General features: G+C 73.2%; 11 protein-coding genes. 8 read left to right on the top strand and 3 right to left on the bottom strand.

The features are described 5' to 3' along the window. Positions 1-64: 64 nt before the first annotated feature. Complete coding sequence (locus tag EV376_RS19410) at positions 65-1,342, bottom strand: ABC transporter substrate-binding protein (protein ID WP_486482702.1); 1,278 nt, start codon at positions 1,340-1,342, stop codon at positions 65-67. Between the two features lie 94 nt (positions 1,343-1,436). Next, a complete protein-coding gene (locus EV376_RS19405; RefSeq protein ID WP_130325234.1) occupies positions 1,437-2,567 on the bottom strand; it encodes a LacI family DNA-binding transcriptional regulator in 1,131 nt (376 codons plus the stop codon). A 237-nt stretch (positions 2,568-2,804) separates the two neighbouring features. Here EV376_RS19405 and EV376_RS19400 point away from each other — a divergent pair, with 237 nt between their 5' ends. The 8 genes from EV376_RS19400 (at position 2,805) to EV376_RS19365 (ending at position 14,043) form a co-directional block, all read left to right on the top strand. Beyond that, positions 2,805-4,133, top strand: a complete 1,329-nt coding sequence (locus tag EV376_RS19400) for a Gfo/Idh/MocA family protein (RefSeq protein ID WP_130325232.1) — start codon at positions 2,805-2,807, stop codon at positions 4,131-4,133. A gap of 28 nt (positions 4,134-4,161) precedes the next feature. Continuing rightward, positions 4,162-5,583 (top strand): glucuronate isomerase, encoded by a 1,422-nt coding sequence (gene uxaC / locus EV376_RS19395; protein ID WP_130325230.1) that lies wholly within the window; start codon positions 4,162-4,164, stop codon positions 5,581-5,583. After that, on the top strand, positions 5,580-6,884 hold the full coding sequence (locus EV376_RS19390; protein ID WP_130325228.1) for an enolase C-terminal domain-like protein: 1,305 nt from the start codon (positions 5,580-5,582) through the stop codon (positions 6,882-6,884). The genes uxaC and EV376_RS19390 overlap by 4 nt, the downstream gene beginning before the upstream one ends. Continuing rightward, a complete protein-coding gene (locus EV376_RS19385; RefSeq protein WP_130325226.1) occupies positions 6,875-8,365 on the top strand; it encodes a mannitol dehydrogenase family protein in 1,491 nt (496 codons plus the stop codon). Before EV376_RS19390 ends, EV376_RS19385 begins: the two co-directional genes overlap by 10 nt. After that, positions 8,362-9,576 (top strand): Gfo/Idh/MocA family oxidoreductase, encoded by a 1,215-nt coding sequence (locus tag EV376_RS19380; RefSeq protein WP_130325224.1) that lies wholly within the window; start codon positions 8,362-8,364, stop codon positions 9,574-9,576. The genes EV376_RS19385 and EV376_RS19380 overlap by 4 nt, the downstream gene beginning before the upstream one ends. A 172-nt stretch (positions 9,577-9,748) precedes the next feature. Then, the gene (locus EV376_RS19375; RefSeq protein WP_130325222.1) at positions 9,749-11,101 is read left to right on the top strand and encodes a pectate lyase family protein; all 1,353 of its coding nucleotides are present in this window, start codon (positions 9,749-9,751) and stop codon (positions 11,099-11,101) included. A 36-nt stretch (positions 11,102-11,137) separates the two neighbouring features. Further along, positions 11,138-12,061 (top strand): pectate lyase, encoded by a 924-nt coding sequence (locus EV376_RS30495; protein ID WP_207228224.1) that lies wholly within the window; start codon positions 11,138-11,140, stop codon positions 12,059-12,061. A 143-nt stretch (positions 12,062-12,204) separates the two neighbouring features. Next, complete coding sequence (locus tag EV376_RS19365; RefSeq protein ID WP_130325220.1) at positions 12,205-14,043, top strand: glycoside hydrolase family 15 protein; 1,839 nt, start codon at positions 12,205-12,207, stop codon at positions 14,041-14,043. Positions 14,044-14,047: 4 nt separating this feature from the next. Here the strand turns inward: EV376_RS19365 and EV376_RS19360 are convergent, their stop codons facing one another. Beyond that, entirely contained in the window at positions 14,048-15,718 is a 1,671-nt protein-coding gene (locus tag EV376_RS19360; protein ID WP_130325218.1) for a right-handed parallel beta-helix repeat-containing protein, read from the bottom strand. Between the last annotated feature and the right edge of the window lie 57 nt (positions 15,719-15,775).

Here is a 15,775-nt window from a genome sequence, read left to right as displayed (position 1 = left end):
ACCGGCCTCGCCACTTGGCGCGGGGCCCACGCCCGAGCTCCGGTACGTGGGCCCCGCACCCGGATCAGGCCAGTGCGGCGGCAGCCTCGGCGAAGAACTGCTTGGCGGCGGCCTCGGGCGTCGCCTTGCCGTAGGTGACGCTCTCGGCGATGTCGCGCAGCTTGTTACGCAGGCCGCTGTGGCCCTTCGGCGGCACCGGCGGGGCGGGCCCGAACTTCTCGGCCAGCCCGTTCTCGAACGCGAAGGTCGCCTTCATCGAGTCGTCGGTGATCTCCGCCTCGAGCGTCTTGCGCACGTCGAGGTTGGCCGGCAGGCCACGGTCGGTGCCGAGGATCTTGGCGGCCTCCGGGTCGTTGACCAGGAAGTTGATGATGTCGGCGACGACCTCGCGGTGCTTGGTGGCGCGGGACGCGGCCCAGTAGAGCGAGGCCCGCGGCCACTGGCCCTTCACGTCACCGGGGTACGGCGCCATGCCGAGCTGGCTCTTGGTGCCCTTCTGCAGCTCGGAGAGCTGGTTCGACCACATGAAGGAGGTGGCCGCCTTGCCGGTCACCACGAGCTGGGTGGAGACGCTGCCGGTGACCGCCTCGTGCACGATGTCCGCCGGCGGGGTGGCGTTCTTGCCCCGGGCGTCCTGCCAGAGCTTGAACCAGGTGGCCAGGTCGGCCTCGGTGAAGCCCAGCTGCTTGCCGTTGTAGAACTCCTTGCCCTGGGTCCGCAGCCACAGCCACAGGGCCTTGTAGTCGGAGCTCGGGTCCATCGTGCCCCAGTACTTGCCGCCGCCCTTCTGCGTCACCTGCGCGGCCCAGTCGAAGAACTGCTCGTAGGTCCAGCCCTCCTGCGGCTCGCTGACGCCCAGCTCGGCGAGCTTGCCCTTGTCGTAGATCATGGCCGGGGTGTTCTCCCCGGACGCGATCGCGACCTGCTTGCCGTCGACCTGGCCGTACTTGGTCAGCTCGGGGTGGTGCTTCCGGAGGTCGATCTTGTTGTCCTCGACCAGGTCGGTCAGGTCCAGCGTCACGTTGCGGCCGGCGTACTCGCCCAGGCCGTTGTCGTCGATCTGGAAGATGTCCGGGGCGTTGCCGCCGGCCGAGATCGTCGCCAGCTTGTCGTAGTAGCCGTCGAAGGCCTGCCAGGTCGGGGTGATGGTGACGTTGGAGTGCTTGCTCATGTAGAGCTTGAGCGCCTCCTCGGTGGCCTTGGCCCGGGCCTCGCCGCCCCACCAGAAGAACTCGATGGTGACCGGTGCGTCGGGATCGCTGCCGCTCTCGTCGTCGCCGCAGGCCGCGGCGCCGAGAGCGAGGGGTAGGGCGACGGCCGCGGCCAGGAGACCGCGGAACAACCGTCGGCGAGGGACGGGGGTACGGTGAGCGGGCACGGCCGGCGTGCCCGCGGTGGGGGATGTTGCGGGGTGCATGTGCGCTCACTCCTTGGCGTTAGGAGGCGACGACGCCACCGGTGGCCGCGGCTGGGCGGCCCGGGCCCGCAGGGCGATGCGGGCCCGGGACAACCACCTGGGCGCCGGGGCGGTGCCGACCGTCAGCCGGCGCGGCTGCGGTCGAGTCGCGGATGACCAGTTCGGTCCGGAGCATTACCTGTGCGGTGGTGCGACGGTCGTCGGTGGGGCCGCTCCGGCCGCCGCCACGGGATCCCCGAGCGACGACGCTGTCGGTGGACAGGAGCATGTCGACGGCCGTCCGGCCGGCGGCCGCGGTCGGCGTGGCCACCGTCGTCAACTTGGGCCGGGTGAGCCGGCTCAGGGCGATGTCGTCGATCCCGACGACGCTGACGTCCTGCGGGACGCGCATCCCGAGGGTGTCGAGTCCTTCGATCAGACCGATGGCCATCAGGTCGTTGTAGGCCAGCACGGCGGTGACCTCGTTGCGGCGCACCTGCTCGGCGAGCGCGCCGCCGCCGGTCTCGGTGGGCTGGTTGGGGCCGAGGATGGTCAGCTCGGCCCCACCCGAGCGGGCGGCGGCGCCCGCCGCGCGGCGGATCTCGCGGCTGGTCCACGACCCGCGCGGCCCGCTGAGCAGCGCGAGCCGCCGGTGCCCCAGGGTGAGCAGGTGCTCCACCGCGGAGCGCGCGCCCTGGCCGACGTCCATGGTGACGCAGGGCAGCCCGGCGACCTGCCGGTTGATCACCACGAGCGGCACCTCCCGGCTGAGCTGCTCGATCAGGCTGTTGCTCATCCGTGGGCTGCACAGCAGGACCCCGTCGACCTGCTTGGCGAGCGCGTGGACGAGCTCCTCCTCGGCGATCGGGTCCTCGTTGGTGTCGGCCACGAAGACGTGGTAGTCGCGTTGCCGGGCCTGGCTCTCGGCGGCCTTGATCAGCGGCGGGAAGAACGGGTTGGCGATGTCGGCGATGATCAGGCCCAGGTTGTGCGTGCGGCCGGTGATCAGGGCGCGGGCCGCGCGGTTGGGGCGGTAGCCGAGCTCCTCGGCGACCGCCAGCACGCGACTGCGGGTCTCCGGGTTGACCAGGTGCGGGGCCGAGAACGTGCGGGAGACCGTGGAGATGTGCACACCGGAGGCCCGGGCGACGTCTCGGATGGTGGCTGGCACGGCGGGCCCTTCGTCCAGTGTGGCTGGGGTCACGTCAGGTGCCGCCAATTAATGCAAACGGTTGTGCTGGTGTCAACGGTCGATGGTTACGGTCGTGTTTCGACCGCGCTCCCATCATGGGCCCAAATAGGACGTAATCCGGATCTAAGGCGCCGGTTTGACATCGATCGTTGACGTCGCCGGGGCCCGCATGGTTATTTCGGCTGCAAACCTTTGCAGAATTCGGGGGTGGCCGCCATGTCGTCCAGGACCGGTGAGCGGGTCCGCCACGCCCTGGTGGGCACCGGCTCGCGGGCCGAGATGTTCGTCCGGGCCCTGGTGCGCGACCACGCGGACACCGCCGAGCTGGTCGCGTTCGCCGACCTCAACCAGGCCCGGATGGACGCGCACAACCGCTGGCTCGGCGAGCTGGGCCACCCGCCCGTGCCGACGTACCGGGCCGGGGAGCTGGCCGCCATGCTCGCCAAGGAGCGCGTCGACGTGCTCCTGGTGACCAGCGTCGACGACACGCACGCCGCGCACATCGAGACCGCGCTACGCGCCGGCTGCGACGTGGTCACCGAGAAGCCGATGACCGTGGACGCGGCCGGCTGCCGGCGGATCCTCGCCGCCGTCGCCGAGACCGGCCGGCAGGTGCGGGTGGCGTTCAACTACCGCTACAACCCGCTGCACGAGCAGCTGCGCCGGCTGCTCGCCGACGGGGCGGTCGGCGAGATCGGGTCGGTCCACTTCGAGTGGCTCCTCGACGTCCGGCACGGCGCCGACTACTTCCGGCGCTGGCACCGGGACAAGGCGCACTCCGGCGGGCTGCTGGTGCACAAGGCCGGCCACCACTTCGACCTGGTCAACTGGTGGCTGGACGCCGTACCGGTGCAGGTCTTCGCCGCCGGCCGGCTGTTCTTCTACGGCGAGGCCGGCCGGCGCCACGGCTACGCGCGCGACTACCAGCGGGCGCACGGCTCCCCCGCCGCCGCCGACGACCCGTTCGCGCTGCACCTGGCCGCCCACCCCAAGCTGCGCGAGCTGTACCTCGACGCGGAGGGTGAGGACGGCTACCAGCGCGACCGCAACGTCTTCGCACCCGGGGTGAGCATCGAGGACGACATGGCGGTGCTGGTGCGCTACTCCACCGGCGCCACCATGACCTACCACCTGACCGCCTACGCCCCCTACGAGGGCTACCGGGTGATGGTCAACGGCAGCCGGGGCCGCGTCGAGCTGGAGGTGGTCGAGAGCGACCACGTGAGCCCCGCCGCGGCCCGCGCGCTCAAGGGCGCGGCGCTGCACGGCGACGAGGCCGCCGCCGAGGCCGGCGGTGCCACGCTCACCCTGCGCCCGTTCTGGCAACCCCCCACCCGGATCCCCGTGGCGGGCCACACCCGCACCGGGCACGGCGGCGCCGACATCCGGATGACCCGGGTGCTGCTCGGCGGCGAGCCGGACCCGATGGGCCGCGCCGCGACCGCCCGCGACGGCGCGCTCGCCCTGCTCACCGGCCTCGCCGCCAACCGCTCCCTCACCACCGGCGCCCCGGTCCGGGTCGCCGACCTGCTCGACCTCACCTGAGCCGCGACCCGTCCGAGGAGTCCCATCCGTGCCCACACCCGACCTGCTCTTCCCCGCCGACCCCGCGCAGCGGGCGGTGGCCCGCCGGCTGTACGCGCTGGCGGCGCCCCAGCCGATCATCTCCCCGCACGGGCACGTCGACCCGGCGATCCTGGCCGAGGACCGGCCCTTCCCCGACCCGGCGCGCCTGCTGATCGTTCCCGACCACTACCTCACCCGGATGCTGCTCAGCCAGGGCGTGCCGCCGGCCGACCTGGGCGTGCCGACGGTCGACGGCAGCCCGACCGAGACCGACGGGCGGGCCATCTGGCGCCGCTTCGCCGCGCGCTGGCACCTGTTCCGGGGCACCCCGTCCCGGCTCTGGCTGGAGCAGACCTTCACCGACGTGTTCGGGGTGACCACCCCGCTGTCGCCGGCCACCGCCGACGCCGTCTACGACGAGCTGACCGCGCGGCTGGCCGAGCCGGCGTTCCGGCCCCGGGCGCTGTTCGAGCGGTTCGGCATCGAGGTGCTCGCCACCACCGAGTCGCCGCTGGACGACCTCGGGCAGCACGCGAAGCTCGCGGCCGACGGGTGGGGCGGGCCGGGCGGTCGGGTGATCACCACGTTCCGGCCCGACAACGTGGTGGACATGGAGTTCGACGGCTGGGCGGCCAACGTGGACCGGCTCGCCGAGGTCTCCGGCGAGGACACCGGCACGTACGCGGGCTACCTGGCGGCGCTGCGGCAGCGCCGCGCGGCGTTCGTCGCGGCCGGCGCGACCTCCTCCGACCACGGCCACCCCACCGCCCGCACCCTGGATCTGACCCCACGCGAGGCGGCCGAGCTGTACGACCGGGGCCGGCGCGGCCTCGCCGACGCGGCCGACGCGGAGGCGTTCCGGGCGCACATGCTGCTCGAGTTCGCCCGCATGTCGCTGGACGACGGCCTGGTGCTGCAGTTGCATCCCGGCGCGGTGCGCAACCACAACCGTTGGCTGTACGCGCGGCACGGCCGGGACGTCGGCGGCGACCTGCCGCAGGCCACCGAGTACCTGCACGCGCTCACCCCGCTGCTGGACGCGCACGGCAACGATCCCCGGCTGCGGGTGGTGCTCTACACCCTCGACGAGTACACCTTCACCCGGGAGCTGGCCCCACTGGCCGGCGGGTACGCGGCCCTCTACCTCGGCGCGCCCTGGTGGTTCCTGGACTCGCCGGAGGTGCTGCGCCGGTTCCGCGAGTCGGTCACCGAGTCGGCGGGCTTCTACAACACCGCCGGTTTCGTCGACGACACCCGCGCGTTCTGCTCCATCCCGGTACGCCACGACGTGGCCCGCCGGGTCGACGCCGCGTACCTCGCCCGCCTGGTCACCGAGGAGCGGATGCCGGAGGACGAGGCCGCCGAGACCATCGTCGACCTCGCGTACCGGCTGCCGAAGACCGTGTTCCGGGTCGGGAGGTCAGCGTGAGTGTGCGGATCACCGACGTCGACGTGCACGACGTCCGCTTCCCCACCGCCGCGGCCGGCGACGGCTCGGACGCGATCAACCGGGGCGACTACTCGGCCAGCTACGTGGAGCTGCGCACCGACGCCGGCGTGACCGGCGCCGGGTTCACCTTCACCAACGGCCGGGGCAACGAGATCACCTGCGCCGCGGTGCGGGCCCTCGCCCACCACGTCGCCGGCCGCACCGTCGAGGACATCGTCGCCGAGCCGGTCGGGTTCTGGCGCTCGCTCACCGCCGACGTGCAGCTGCGCTGGCTGGGCCCCGAGAAGGGGGTCATCCACATGGCCACCGGGGCGCTGGTCAACGCGGTGTGGGACCTGCGGGCCCGACTCGCCGGCAAGCCGCTGTGGCGGCTGCTCGCCGACCTGCCCACCGACGAGCTGGTGGCCAGCGTCGACTTCCACCACATCACCGACGCGCTCACCCCGGACGAGGCGGCGGCCATCCTGGACAAGGGCCTGGTCGGGCTGGCGGAGCGGCACGCCGGGCTGGCCCGCGACGGCTTCCCCTCGTACACCACCTCGGTGGGGTGGCTGGGCTACCCGGACGAGAAGGTCCGGGCGCTGACCCGCGCGGCGTACGCGCAGGGCTGGCGGGCGATGAAGATGAAGGTGGGCGGGCCGCCGGAGGACGACCTGCGGCGGGCCCGGATCATCCGTGCCGAGATCGGTCCCGACGCGCTGCTGATGATGGACGCCAACCAGGTGTGGGACGTCGACGAGGCGATCACCAACATGACCGCGCTGGCCGAGGTGGACCCGTACTGGATCGAGGAGCCCACGCACGCCGACGACGTGCTCGGCCACGCCCGGATCGCCCGGGCGGTCACCGACCTCACCGGGGGCCGGTGCCGGGTGGCCACCGGTGAGGTCGCCGCCAACCGGGTCATCTTCAAGCAGCTCCTCCAGGCCGAGGCGATCGGGGTGATGCAGATCGACGCGTGCCGCGTCGGCGGCGTCAACGAGGTGCTCGCCGAGCTGCTGCTGGCCGCGAAGTTCGGGGTGCCGGTCTGCCCGCACGCCGGTGGCGTCGGCCTCTGCGAGTACGTGCAGCACCTGGCGGTCTTCGACTACCTGCGGGTCGGCACGAGCCTGGACGGCCGGATGGTCGAGTACGTCGACCACCTGCACGAGCACTTCGTCGACCCGGTGCGCACCCGCGACGGGCGCTACCTACTGCCCGAGGCGCCCGGGTACAGCACGTTGATGAAGTCGGAGTCGGTCGCCACCTACCGCTTCCCGGACGGCCCGGCATGGCGGTGACCGTGGGCGCCGACCGGCTCGGCCTCGACACGCTGCGCCGGGTGCCGCCGGCCAGCCGCCCGCTGCTGCCGCCCGGCTCGGCGCGGGCCGGCATCGTCCATCTCGGGCTCGGCGCGTTCCACCGCGCCCACCAGGCCGTCTACACCGAGGAGGCGATGGCGGCGGCCGGCGGGGACTGGGGCATCGTCGGCGTCGCCCCGCGCAGCCGCGAGGTGGTGGCGGCCCTCGCCGCGCAGGACCACCTGTTCAGCGTCACCACCACCAGCGGGCAGGGCACCGACACCCGGGTGGTGGCCGCCCTCACCGCGGTGCGGCACGCGGCCGGTGACCCGGCCGGGGTGGTGGCCCTGCTGGCCGACCCGGCCATCCGGGTGGTCACGCTGACCGTGACGGAGAAGGCGCACCATCTGGACCCGGTCACCGGGCGGCTGCGCCCGGACGCCGAGGTCGCCGCGGACCTGCGCGGGGACCGGCCGCCGACCACCGTGCCCGGCCTGCTGCTGCGCGGGCTGCTGGCCCGCGCCGCCGCGCAGGGCCCGCCGCTGGCGCTGGTCAGCTGCGACAACCTGCCCGCTAACGGCCGCCGGCTACGCGGCCTGGTCGAGCAGTCGGTGGCGTACGCGCGGGTGCCCGAGCCGCTGGCCGGCTGGATCGACGAGTGCGTCACGTTCCCCGGCACCATGGTGGACCGGATCGTGCCGGCCAGCACCCGACAGACCCTCGACGCGGCGTGCGACGCGCTCGGGGTGGCCGACCTGGCGGCGGTGGCGGCCGAACCGTACCGGCAGTGGGTGATCGAGGACGAGTTCCCCGGCGGCCGGCCGGCCTGGGAGCGCGCCGGGGCGGTCCTCACCGCCGACGCCGGCCCCTGGGAGCGGCTCAAGCTGCGCGCCCTCAACGGGGTGCACTCGGCGGCGGCGTACCTCGGGGCGCTGGCCGGCCGGGAGACAGTCGCCGAGGCTCTCGCCCTGCCGCATCTCGCCACGGTCCTGCGGCGGCTGGTCGCCGAGGACGTCGCGGCGAGCTTCACTCCGCCGGAGGGCGTCTCGGTCGTCGCGTACGGCGAGGAGGTGCTGGAGCGGTTCGCCAACCCGGCCATCCATTACCGCACGCTCCAGGTTGCCTCGGACGGCTCGCAGAAGCTGCCGCAGCGGATCCTGCACACCATCGTCGACCTGCGGGAGCAGGGCCGGCCGGCACGCTGGGCGGCGCTGGTGGTGGCCGCCTGGATCCGGTTCGCCGCCGGCACGGCCGACGACGGCGCCGCGCTCCCGCTGGCCGACCCCCTCGCCGAGCGCATCCGGTCGGCGCTGGCCGCCGCGCCGCCCACCCCGGCGGGGGCGGTCGACGCGCTGTTCGGGCTCCGCGACGTGTTTCCGGCGGAGGTGGCCGGGGACGACGAGGTCCGGGCCGATGTCACCGCCTGGCTGGCCGACCTGGGCCGGCACGGGGTCGCCGCGACGCTGGCGGGGGCCCGGTGACCGGCCGGGACGTGCCCCGGGTCGTCGTGGTCGGGGCGAACGGGCACGGCCGCTGGCACCGGCGGGCGATCGCCCCGCTGCACGCCGCCGGCCGGGTGACGCTGGCCGCGCTGGTGGACGTCCGCCCGGTCGAGGCGGACCCGGCGGCACCGGTGCCCGAGGGCGCCGCCCTGTTCACCGACCACCGGGAGATGCTGCGGGCGTTGCGCCCCGACGTGGTGGTGGTGTGCACCCCGCCGCACACCCACCTGCCGATCGCCCTCGACGCGCTGGCCGCCGGTGCGGACCTGCTGCTGGAGAAGCCGCCGGTGCTGTCCACGGCGGAGCACCGGGAGCTGGCCGCCGCCCTGGTCGACACCGGCCGGGCCTGCCAGGTGGGGTTCCAGGCGCTCGGCTCGGCGGCCCTGGCCGAGCTGGCCGGAGCGGTGGCGGCGGGCCGGCTGGGCCCGCTCACCCGGATCGCGACGGTCGCCGCCTGGCAGCGCTCCGACGGCTACTACGCCCGCGCGCCCTGGGCCGGCCGGCGCAGCCTGCACGGCCGGCCGGTGCTGGACGGCGTCCTGGCCAACCCGCTCGCGCACGCGGTGATGCAGTGCCTGGCGGTCGCCGCGGTGGCCGCCGGCGGGCCGGTCGAGCCGGAGCTGGTCGAGCTGGAGCGCTACCGGGTCCGGCCGATCGAGGTGGACGACACCGCCGTGCTGCGGATGACCCCCCGCGCGGGACCGCCGGTGGTGGCGGCGGTGACCCTCGCCGGGGAGGAGTTCATCCCCGGGGAGGTGATCGTCACCGGTCCCGCCGGCCGCGCCGTGCTGGAGTACCCGACCGACCGGCTGGCGCTGCCGGGCGACGTCGTGGCCCGTAGCGTGCCGGGCCGCCGCGGCCTGCTGGAGAACCTGCTCGACCACCGGGCCGACCCGGGCCGGGTGCCGCTGATCGCCCCGCTGACGCGGACCGCGCCGTTCACCGCGCTGCTCGACGTCATCCGGTCGGCGCCGGACCCGGCGCTGCTGACCGCGGACCGGGTGAGCGCCGGCGGTGCGGGCCTGGACCGGGTGCTCACCATCCGGGGCGTGAACGAGGTGCTGCGGCACGCCGCCGAGCGCGGTGAGCTGCCGTCCGAGTTCGGCGTGCCGTGGGCGGCGGAGCCGCACCGGGTGCGCCTGTCGGACGCCGTGGAACCGCAAACGCGTGCAAACGATCTCGTGAGGTGACGGCCGGACGAATCGGATGTCCGCTGCCCTACCCCGACAACTCCTGACGGGGGCGGTCCGCGCTGGGTCCGACAACTGCAACGAACCTGCACATCCAGTGCATTGATTCTATTTGATGAGAAAACCTACCGTACTCCTGTTGGACCCTACGACAGGAACAGGCGGTGGAATCATGCGGAGACCCGGAGTGGCCGCGACGCTGGTCGTCGCGACGCTGGTGCTGGTGCCCGGTGCGGCGGTGGCCGCTCCGGAGGCCACCGGGGACCGGCTCGGACCGGTCGCCCGGATGCTCGGCCGGCAGGCCCTGCCGGCCGCCGACGGCTGGGCCGCCGCCGGGCCGGGGACCACCGGCGGCGCGGCGGCCGCCTCCGACCAGGTGCACGTCGTCGCCACCCGCGCCGAGCTGGTCGACGCGCTCGGCGGCGACAACGCGACGAACCGCGCCAACGCGACCCCGAAGATCATCTACGTGGACGGCGAGGTGAACGGCTTCGAGGCCGCCGACGGCACGGTGCTGGAGTGCGCCGACCTGGCCGACCCGGAGTACTCGCTGGCCGCGTACCTCGCCGCGTACGACCCGGGGGTGTGGGGGCGGGTGGCGCCCAGCGGGCCCCTGGAGGCGGCCCGGGTCCGCTCGGTGGCGAACCAGACCCGGCAGACCCAGATCAACGTCGGCCCGAACACCACCATCATCGGGCTGGGCGGGGCCCGGTTCAGGGGGCTGACCCTGATGATCGACAGCGCGGACAACGTGATCGTCCGCAACCTGACCTTCGACGACGCCCGGGACTGCTTCCCCGCCTGGTCCCCCACCGACGGCGACGCCGGCAACTGGAACTCGCAGTTCGACCAGGTCTCCGTACGCCGCAGCGAGAACGTCTGGATCGACCACAACACCTTCACCGACGGCGACAACCCGGACAGCGCCCAGCCGGTGTACTTCGGCCGGCCGTACCAGGTGCACGACGGCTCGCTGGACGTCACCCACACCGCGAGCCTGGTCACCGCGTCCTGGAACCGGTTCGTCGGGCGGGACAAGGTGCTGCTGATCGGCTCGTCGAACACGGTCGGCCCGGACGTCGGGCGGCTGAACGTCACCCTGCACCACAACCTCTTCGACGGCACCCTGCAGCGACTGCCCCGGGTCCGCTTCGGCCAGGTCGATGTCTACAACAACCACTACCGGCTCGCCGGCGACGGCTTCGAGTACGCCATCGGGGTGGGCGTCCAGTCGGCCACCCACGTCGAGAACAACCACTTCACGCTCGGTGCCGGGATCACCGCCGCGGACCTGCTCCACGACTGGGGTGGCACCGCGGTCACCACCCGGGGCAACGTCGTCGACCCGGCCGGAGGGCGGGCCCGCCCGGTCGACCTGGTCGCCGCGTACAACGCCGAGCACGAGCCGGACCTGTCCGGCGACGCCGGCTGGACACCCGTCCTGCGGCACGGGCCGGTGCTACCCGCCGTGGCCGTGCCGTTCGTGGTCGGCGCGTTCGCCGGCGCCGACCGCCTGCTCCGCTGAACCGCTCCCCGTCCACCACCGCCCCGGGAGAGAACCGTGCACCTGAGACGTACGCCCCGACGGGCGCTGGCCGCGGCGGTCACCGCCACCGTCCTGGCCGTCGGCCTCTCGTCGGCCTTCGCCGCGACGGTCTTCACCGACAACTTCGACGACGGCGACGCCGGCGGCTGGTCGAAGTCCGGCGGCGACTGGTCGGTCGTCACCGACGGCTCCGGCGTGCTCCGCCAGTCCAAGGCGGACAGCGAACTGGCCCGCCAGTTCGCCGGCCAGACCAGCTGGACCGACTACCAGGTCCAGGCCCGGGTCAAGCCGCTGTCGTTCGGCTCCTCCAGCAGCCTGGTCGGGTTGGCCGCCCGCGCGGCCGGCAGCACCAAGATGTACCGGCTGGCGCTGCTCGGCTCCGGCCGGGCGGAGCTCCAAGCCGTCAACGGCAGCCAGATCCGGGTCATCGGATCGGCGTCCGTCGGCGCCGGCACCGGCACCTGGTACACGCTGCGGATCGAGACCAGCGGCAGCACCATCCGCGGGTTCGTCAACGGCGAGGACGCCGCGACCTTCCGCGGCGGCACCACGTACACCGTCGACGGCGGGGGCGCCCGCGCGGCCAGCGACAAGGTGTTCCAGCACAACGGCTCGGGCACCGTCTACATCCGCAACTTCCGGGTGGAGAACGCCGGCAAGCTCTACCGGGCCTGCGGCAACTGCTCGACGTCGTACCAGCGGCACGTCGTGATGGACAACGTCACCGCGACGCGCACCGGCGCGCTGGCCGGCATCAACACCAACTGGGGCGACACCGCCCGGTTCAGCCGGATCACCGTCCTCGACGACCCCGACCGGAAGACGCGGATCTGCGTCAAGTACCGGGGTGTGCCCAAGGGCGACGAGCCGACGGAGATCGGCTCCGGAGCGGACGGCGTCAACTGCCGCTACTCGGCCTCGGACATCACCTGGCGGTAGGGCGCCGGCGGTGCCCGGCGGCGCCGGCCGCCGGGCACCGCGTCCCCCCGTCCGGGTGGCCCGTCCCCGGATCCGCGGCCGACTCGCGACGTGCCGGTCTAGCCTCCGGTCGAGGGTGTCGTGAGCGAGCGGGGAGGCCGGCTTTGGAGGAGTACCCGGCCATCGAGGACCACGGCCTCATCGGTGACCTCCAGACCGCCGCCCTGGTCACCCGCAAGGGAACGATCGATTGGTTCTGTGCCCCGCGGTTCGACTCGCCGAGCATCTTCGCCGGGCTCCTGGACCGGGTGCGCGGCGGCTACTTCTCGATCGTGCCGGACGGCGTGCGGTACGTGAGCAAGCAGCTCTACCTGCCCGACACCCCGATCCTGATCACCCGGTTCATCAGCGCCGACGGCGTCGGCGAAATCGTCGACTTCATGCCGGTGACCGGCGAGCAGGCCACCGACCGGCACCGGATCGTGCGGATCATCAACATGGTCCGCGGCGACATGCGCTTCCGCACCCTGTGCCGCCCCCGGTTCGACTACGGCCGGGAACAGCACGAACTCGCCATCCTGCCCGACGGCGCCGTCTTTCGCGCCCCGTCGGGGAGCCTGACCCTGCACCTGTCCCGTCCCGACGGGCGGACCCTCCCGGTCGAGACGATCCAGGATCTCGACGCGGACCTGCTCGCCTTCACCACCATGCACGAGAACGACAGCGCGGCGGTCGTCATGGAGACCGCCTGCCCGGACGGACCGCGGATCATCCCCTTCGGCGAGATCCAGGAGCTGTTCGAGGCGACCCGCGACTACTGGCGCCGGTGGCTCGAGCGGTCCCGGTACACCGGCCGGTGGCGGGACATGGTGGAGCGGTCGGCGATCACCCTGAAGCTGATGACGTACGCGCCGACCGGCGCGATGATCGCCGCACCGACCGCCTCGCTGCCGGAGGAGCTCGGGGGCGCCCGCAACTGGGACTACCGCTACACCTGGATCCGCGACACCTCCTTCTCGGTGCGCGCCCTGCTCGGCCTGGGCTTCACCGAGGAGGCCACCCGGTACACCGACTGGCTCGACGAGCGGGTCCGCGAGGCCGGCAACAGCGCCGCGCCGCTGAAGATCATGTACCGGGTGGACGGCTCCTCCGACCTGCACGAGGAGGTCCTCGACCACCTGGAGGGCTATCTCGGTTCGGGGCCGGTGCGCATCGGCAACGGCGCGGCCGACCAGCTCCAGCTCGACATCCACGGCGAGGCCCTGGACGCCATGCTGCTCGCCGACGAGCAGGGCATCCGCGCCTCGCACCAGGTCTGGCGCAGCACGGTGCGGATGGTCGACTGGCTCTGCGACAACTGGGACCAGCCCGACGCGGGCATCTGGGAGAGCCGCAGCCACCCCCGCGACTACACGTTCGGCCGGCTGATGTCGTGGGTGGCGTTCGACCGGGCGATCCGGCTCGCCTTCCGCTCCGGCCGGCCCGCCGACCTGTCCCGCTGGTACCAGCACCGGGACGCCATCTACAACCAGATCATGGCGCGGGGCTACCACCGGGGCCGCCGCGCGTTCGTGCAGGCGTACGGGGAGGACGTGCTCGACGCCTCGCTGCTCATCATGCCGTCGGTCGGGTTCATCACGCCGAGCGATCCGCTGTGGCAGTCCACGCTCCACGCGATCGACGAGGGCCTGGTCTCGGACAGCCTGGTGCACCGGTACAAGCCGTCGGAGGCGCCGGACGGGCTGCCCGGCGACGAGGGCACGTTCAACATGTGCACCTTCTGGTACGTGGCCGCGCTGGCCTGCTCCGGCCGGCTGGAGGATGCCCGTCTGGTGTTCGAGAAGATGTTCACGTTCAGCAACCACCTGCGCCTGTACGCGGAGGAGATCGCCCTGACCGGGCAGCAGATCGGCAACTTCCCGCAGGCGTTCAGCCACCTGGCCCTGATCACCACCGCGGTGACGCTGGACCAGCTGCTCGACGCCCGGGGGTGGCGGCGGTAGGCCGTCAGCCGTCGTCGGTGTGGTTGCGGCTCCACCGGCCGCCCACCGGCGGGGTGTCCAGGCGGACGTCCTCCCCGGCGTTGCCGGCCAGGTCGTTGTCCTCGATCCGGCAGTCCACGCAGCTGCCCCGCCCGGTCACCCACAGCCCGTACGTCTGGGTGTCGTGGCCGCTGTCCCACACCCGGTTGCCGCGCACCGTCGCGGCGTCCACCGCCGCGTTGATCGTGATCCCGGCCCGCGGTGCCGGCGGGGCCGGCAGGTCGTACCGGCTGCCCGGCGGCGGCACGTCCTCGTTCCAGGCGGTGGCGGCGTCCGGCCGCGACTCGGCGAGGATGAGCTGGGTGGCGGTGTTGCCGGCCACCACCGCGGTGCGGCTGCCGACCCGCAGCACCTTGCCCCGGTGCCCGTCGGGCGGCCAGTCCGCCCCGACGTCGGTCATGCTCTTGCGCCCGTACCGGACCGAGGCCCCGGATCCGCTGCCGGCCGGGGCGCAGCGGCGGCCGTTGTCCCGGATCCGGTTGCCCACCACGAACGCGTCGACCATGGGGCGGTCGACCCGGATCGCGTCCAGGCTGTTGTCGGCGAGGTCGTTGCCCTCGATCACCACGGCCCTGGCCGGGCCCCGGTAGCCGTTGCCGAGGTCGTGTTCGTGGTAGCCGTACCCGCCGTTGCCGGAGATCCGGTTGCCCCGGATCGTGTACGGGCCCGGCGTGTTGCCCATGCTGATGCCGTCGCCGACGTTGCGGTCGATGACGCAGTCGACCAGCAGCCCACCGCGGCCGGCGACGCCGGCGGTGCCGTTGGCGGAGACGTCGAAGCCCGCCTCCAGGTTGCCGGTCAGGGTGCAGGCCGAGACGACCAGTCCGTCGGCGCCCCAGTCGGAGATGCCGAACCGGTTGGCCTGGCTGTGGCAGCCGACGATCCGGTAGCCGCGCGGCGGCGTCCAGTCCGGTTTCTGCAGCTCCAGGAAGATCCCGTTGGTGCCGTTGCCGATCGTGGTGCAGTTGGCGATGGTGCAGCGCTCGATCTCGCCCCAGCCGCCCACGCCGATACCGATGCCGGCGCCGCCCATCTGCAGGCCGTTGTCCAGGCGCCCGCAGCCGACCACCACGACCCCGTCGATCAGCGTGTCCTGCAGGAAGTCGCAGCCGAGCCCGGTGGCGCCGGTGTGGTGGATGTACAGGTTGCGGAACAGGCCCCGGACGACGTACTGCAGGCCGAGGCCCTTGGCGAGGTAGCTGTACTCGGTCATCGCCACACCGGAGCCGTCGATCTCGAAGTCGGCGAAGGTGCACTCGGCGACGTGCCGGTCCCGGTCCGCGCCGTGCTGCACGGTCGTCCAGTACGCCAGCGGCACCGGGTTGGACCGGTCTCCCGCGTTGCTGAGCAGGAACCGGGTCGCCGCCGGGCCGGCGCCGATCAGCGACACGCCGCTGCGCCACACCGTTCCGGCGTCGCGGATCGAGTAGATGCCGGGCGGGCAGTAGATCACCCGTGCCCGCCCGTCGGCCGCGTACCCTTCGCCGAGCCGGTCCACCAGCGCCGCGAGGGCGGGCTGGTCGTTTGTCACGCCGTCGCCCTTCAGCCCGTGGTCGCGGGCGTCGCACCACAGCGGCGCGCCGGCCACGGGCGTGAGCCGCCTCGGCACGGCGGTGGACAGATCGTGCTGCGACACGGACCGGGCGTTCCCACTCGCGATGCGGAAAAACCGATGGAAGGGCCCCTTCTTGAC

It is taken from the genome of Micromonospora sp. CNZ295, assembly GCF_004217535.1.
Note: the sequence above shows the minus strand (reverse complement) of the source record. Positions and strands in the feature narration are given on the sequence as shown.

Excerpts from the sequence above, each read along its gene's own strand:
- EV376_RS19400 (WP_130325232.1), top strand. The coding sequence starts at position 2,805 with ATGTCGTCCAGGACCGGTGAGCGGGTCCGCCACGCCCTGGTGGGCACC.
- EV376_RS19385 (WP_130325226.1), top strand. The coding sequence starts at position 6,875 with ATGGCGGTGACCGTGGGCGCCGACCGGCTCGGCCTCGACACGCTGCGC.
- EV376_RS19375 (WP_130325222.1), top strand. The coding sequence starts at position 9,749 with ATGCGGAGACCCGGAGTGGCCGCGACGCTGGTCGTCGCGACGCTGGTG.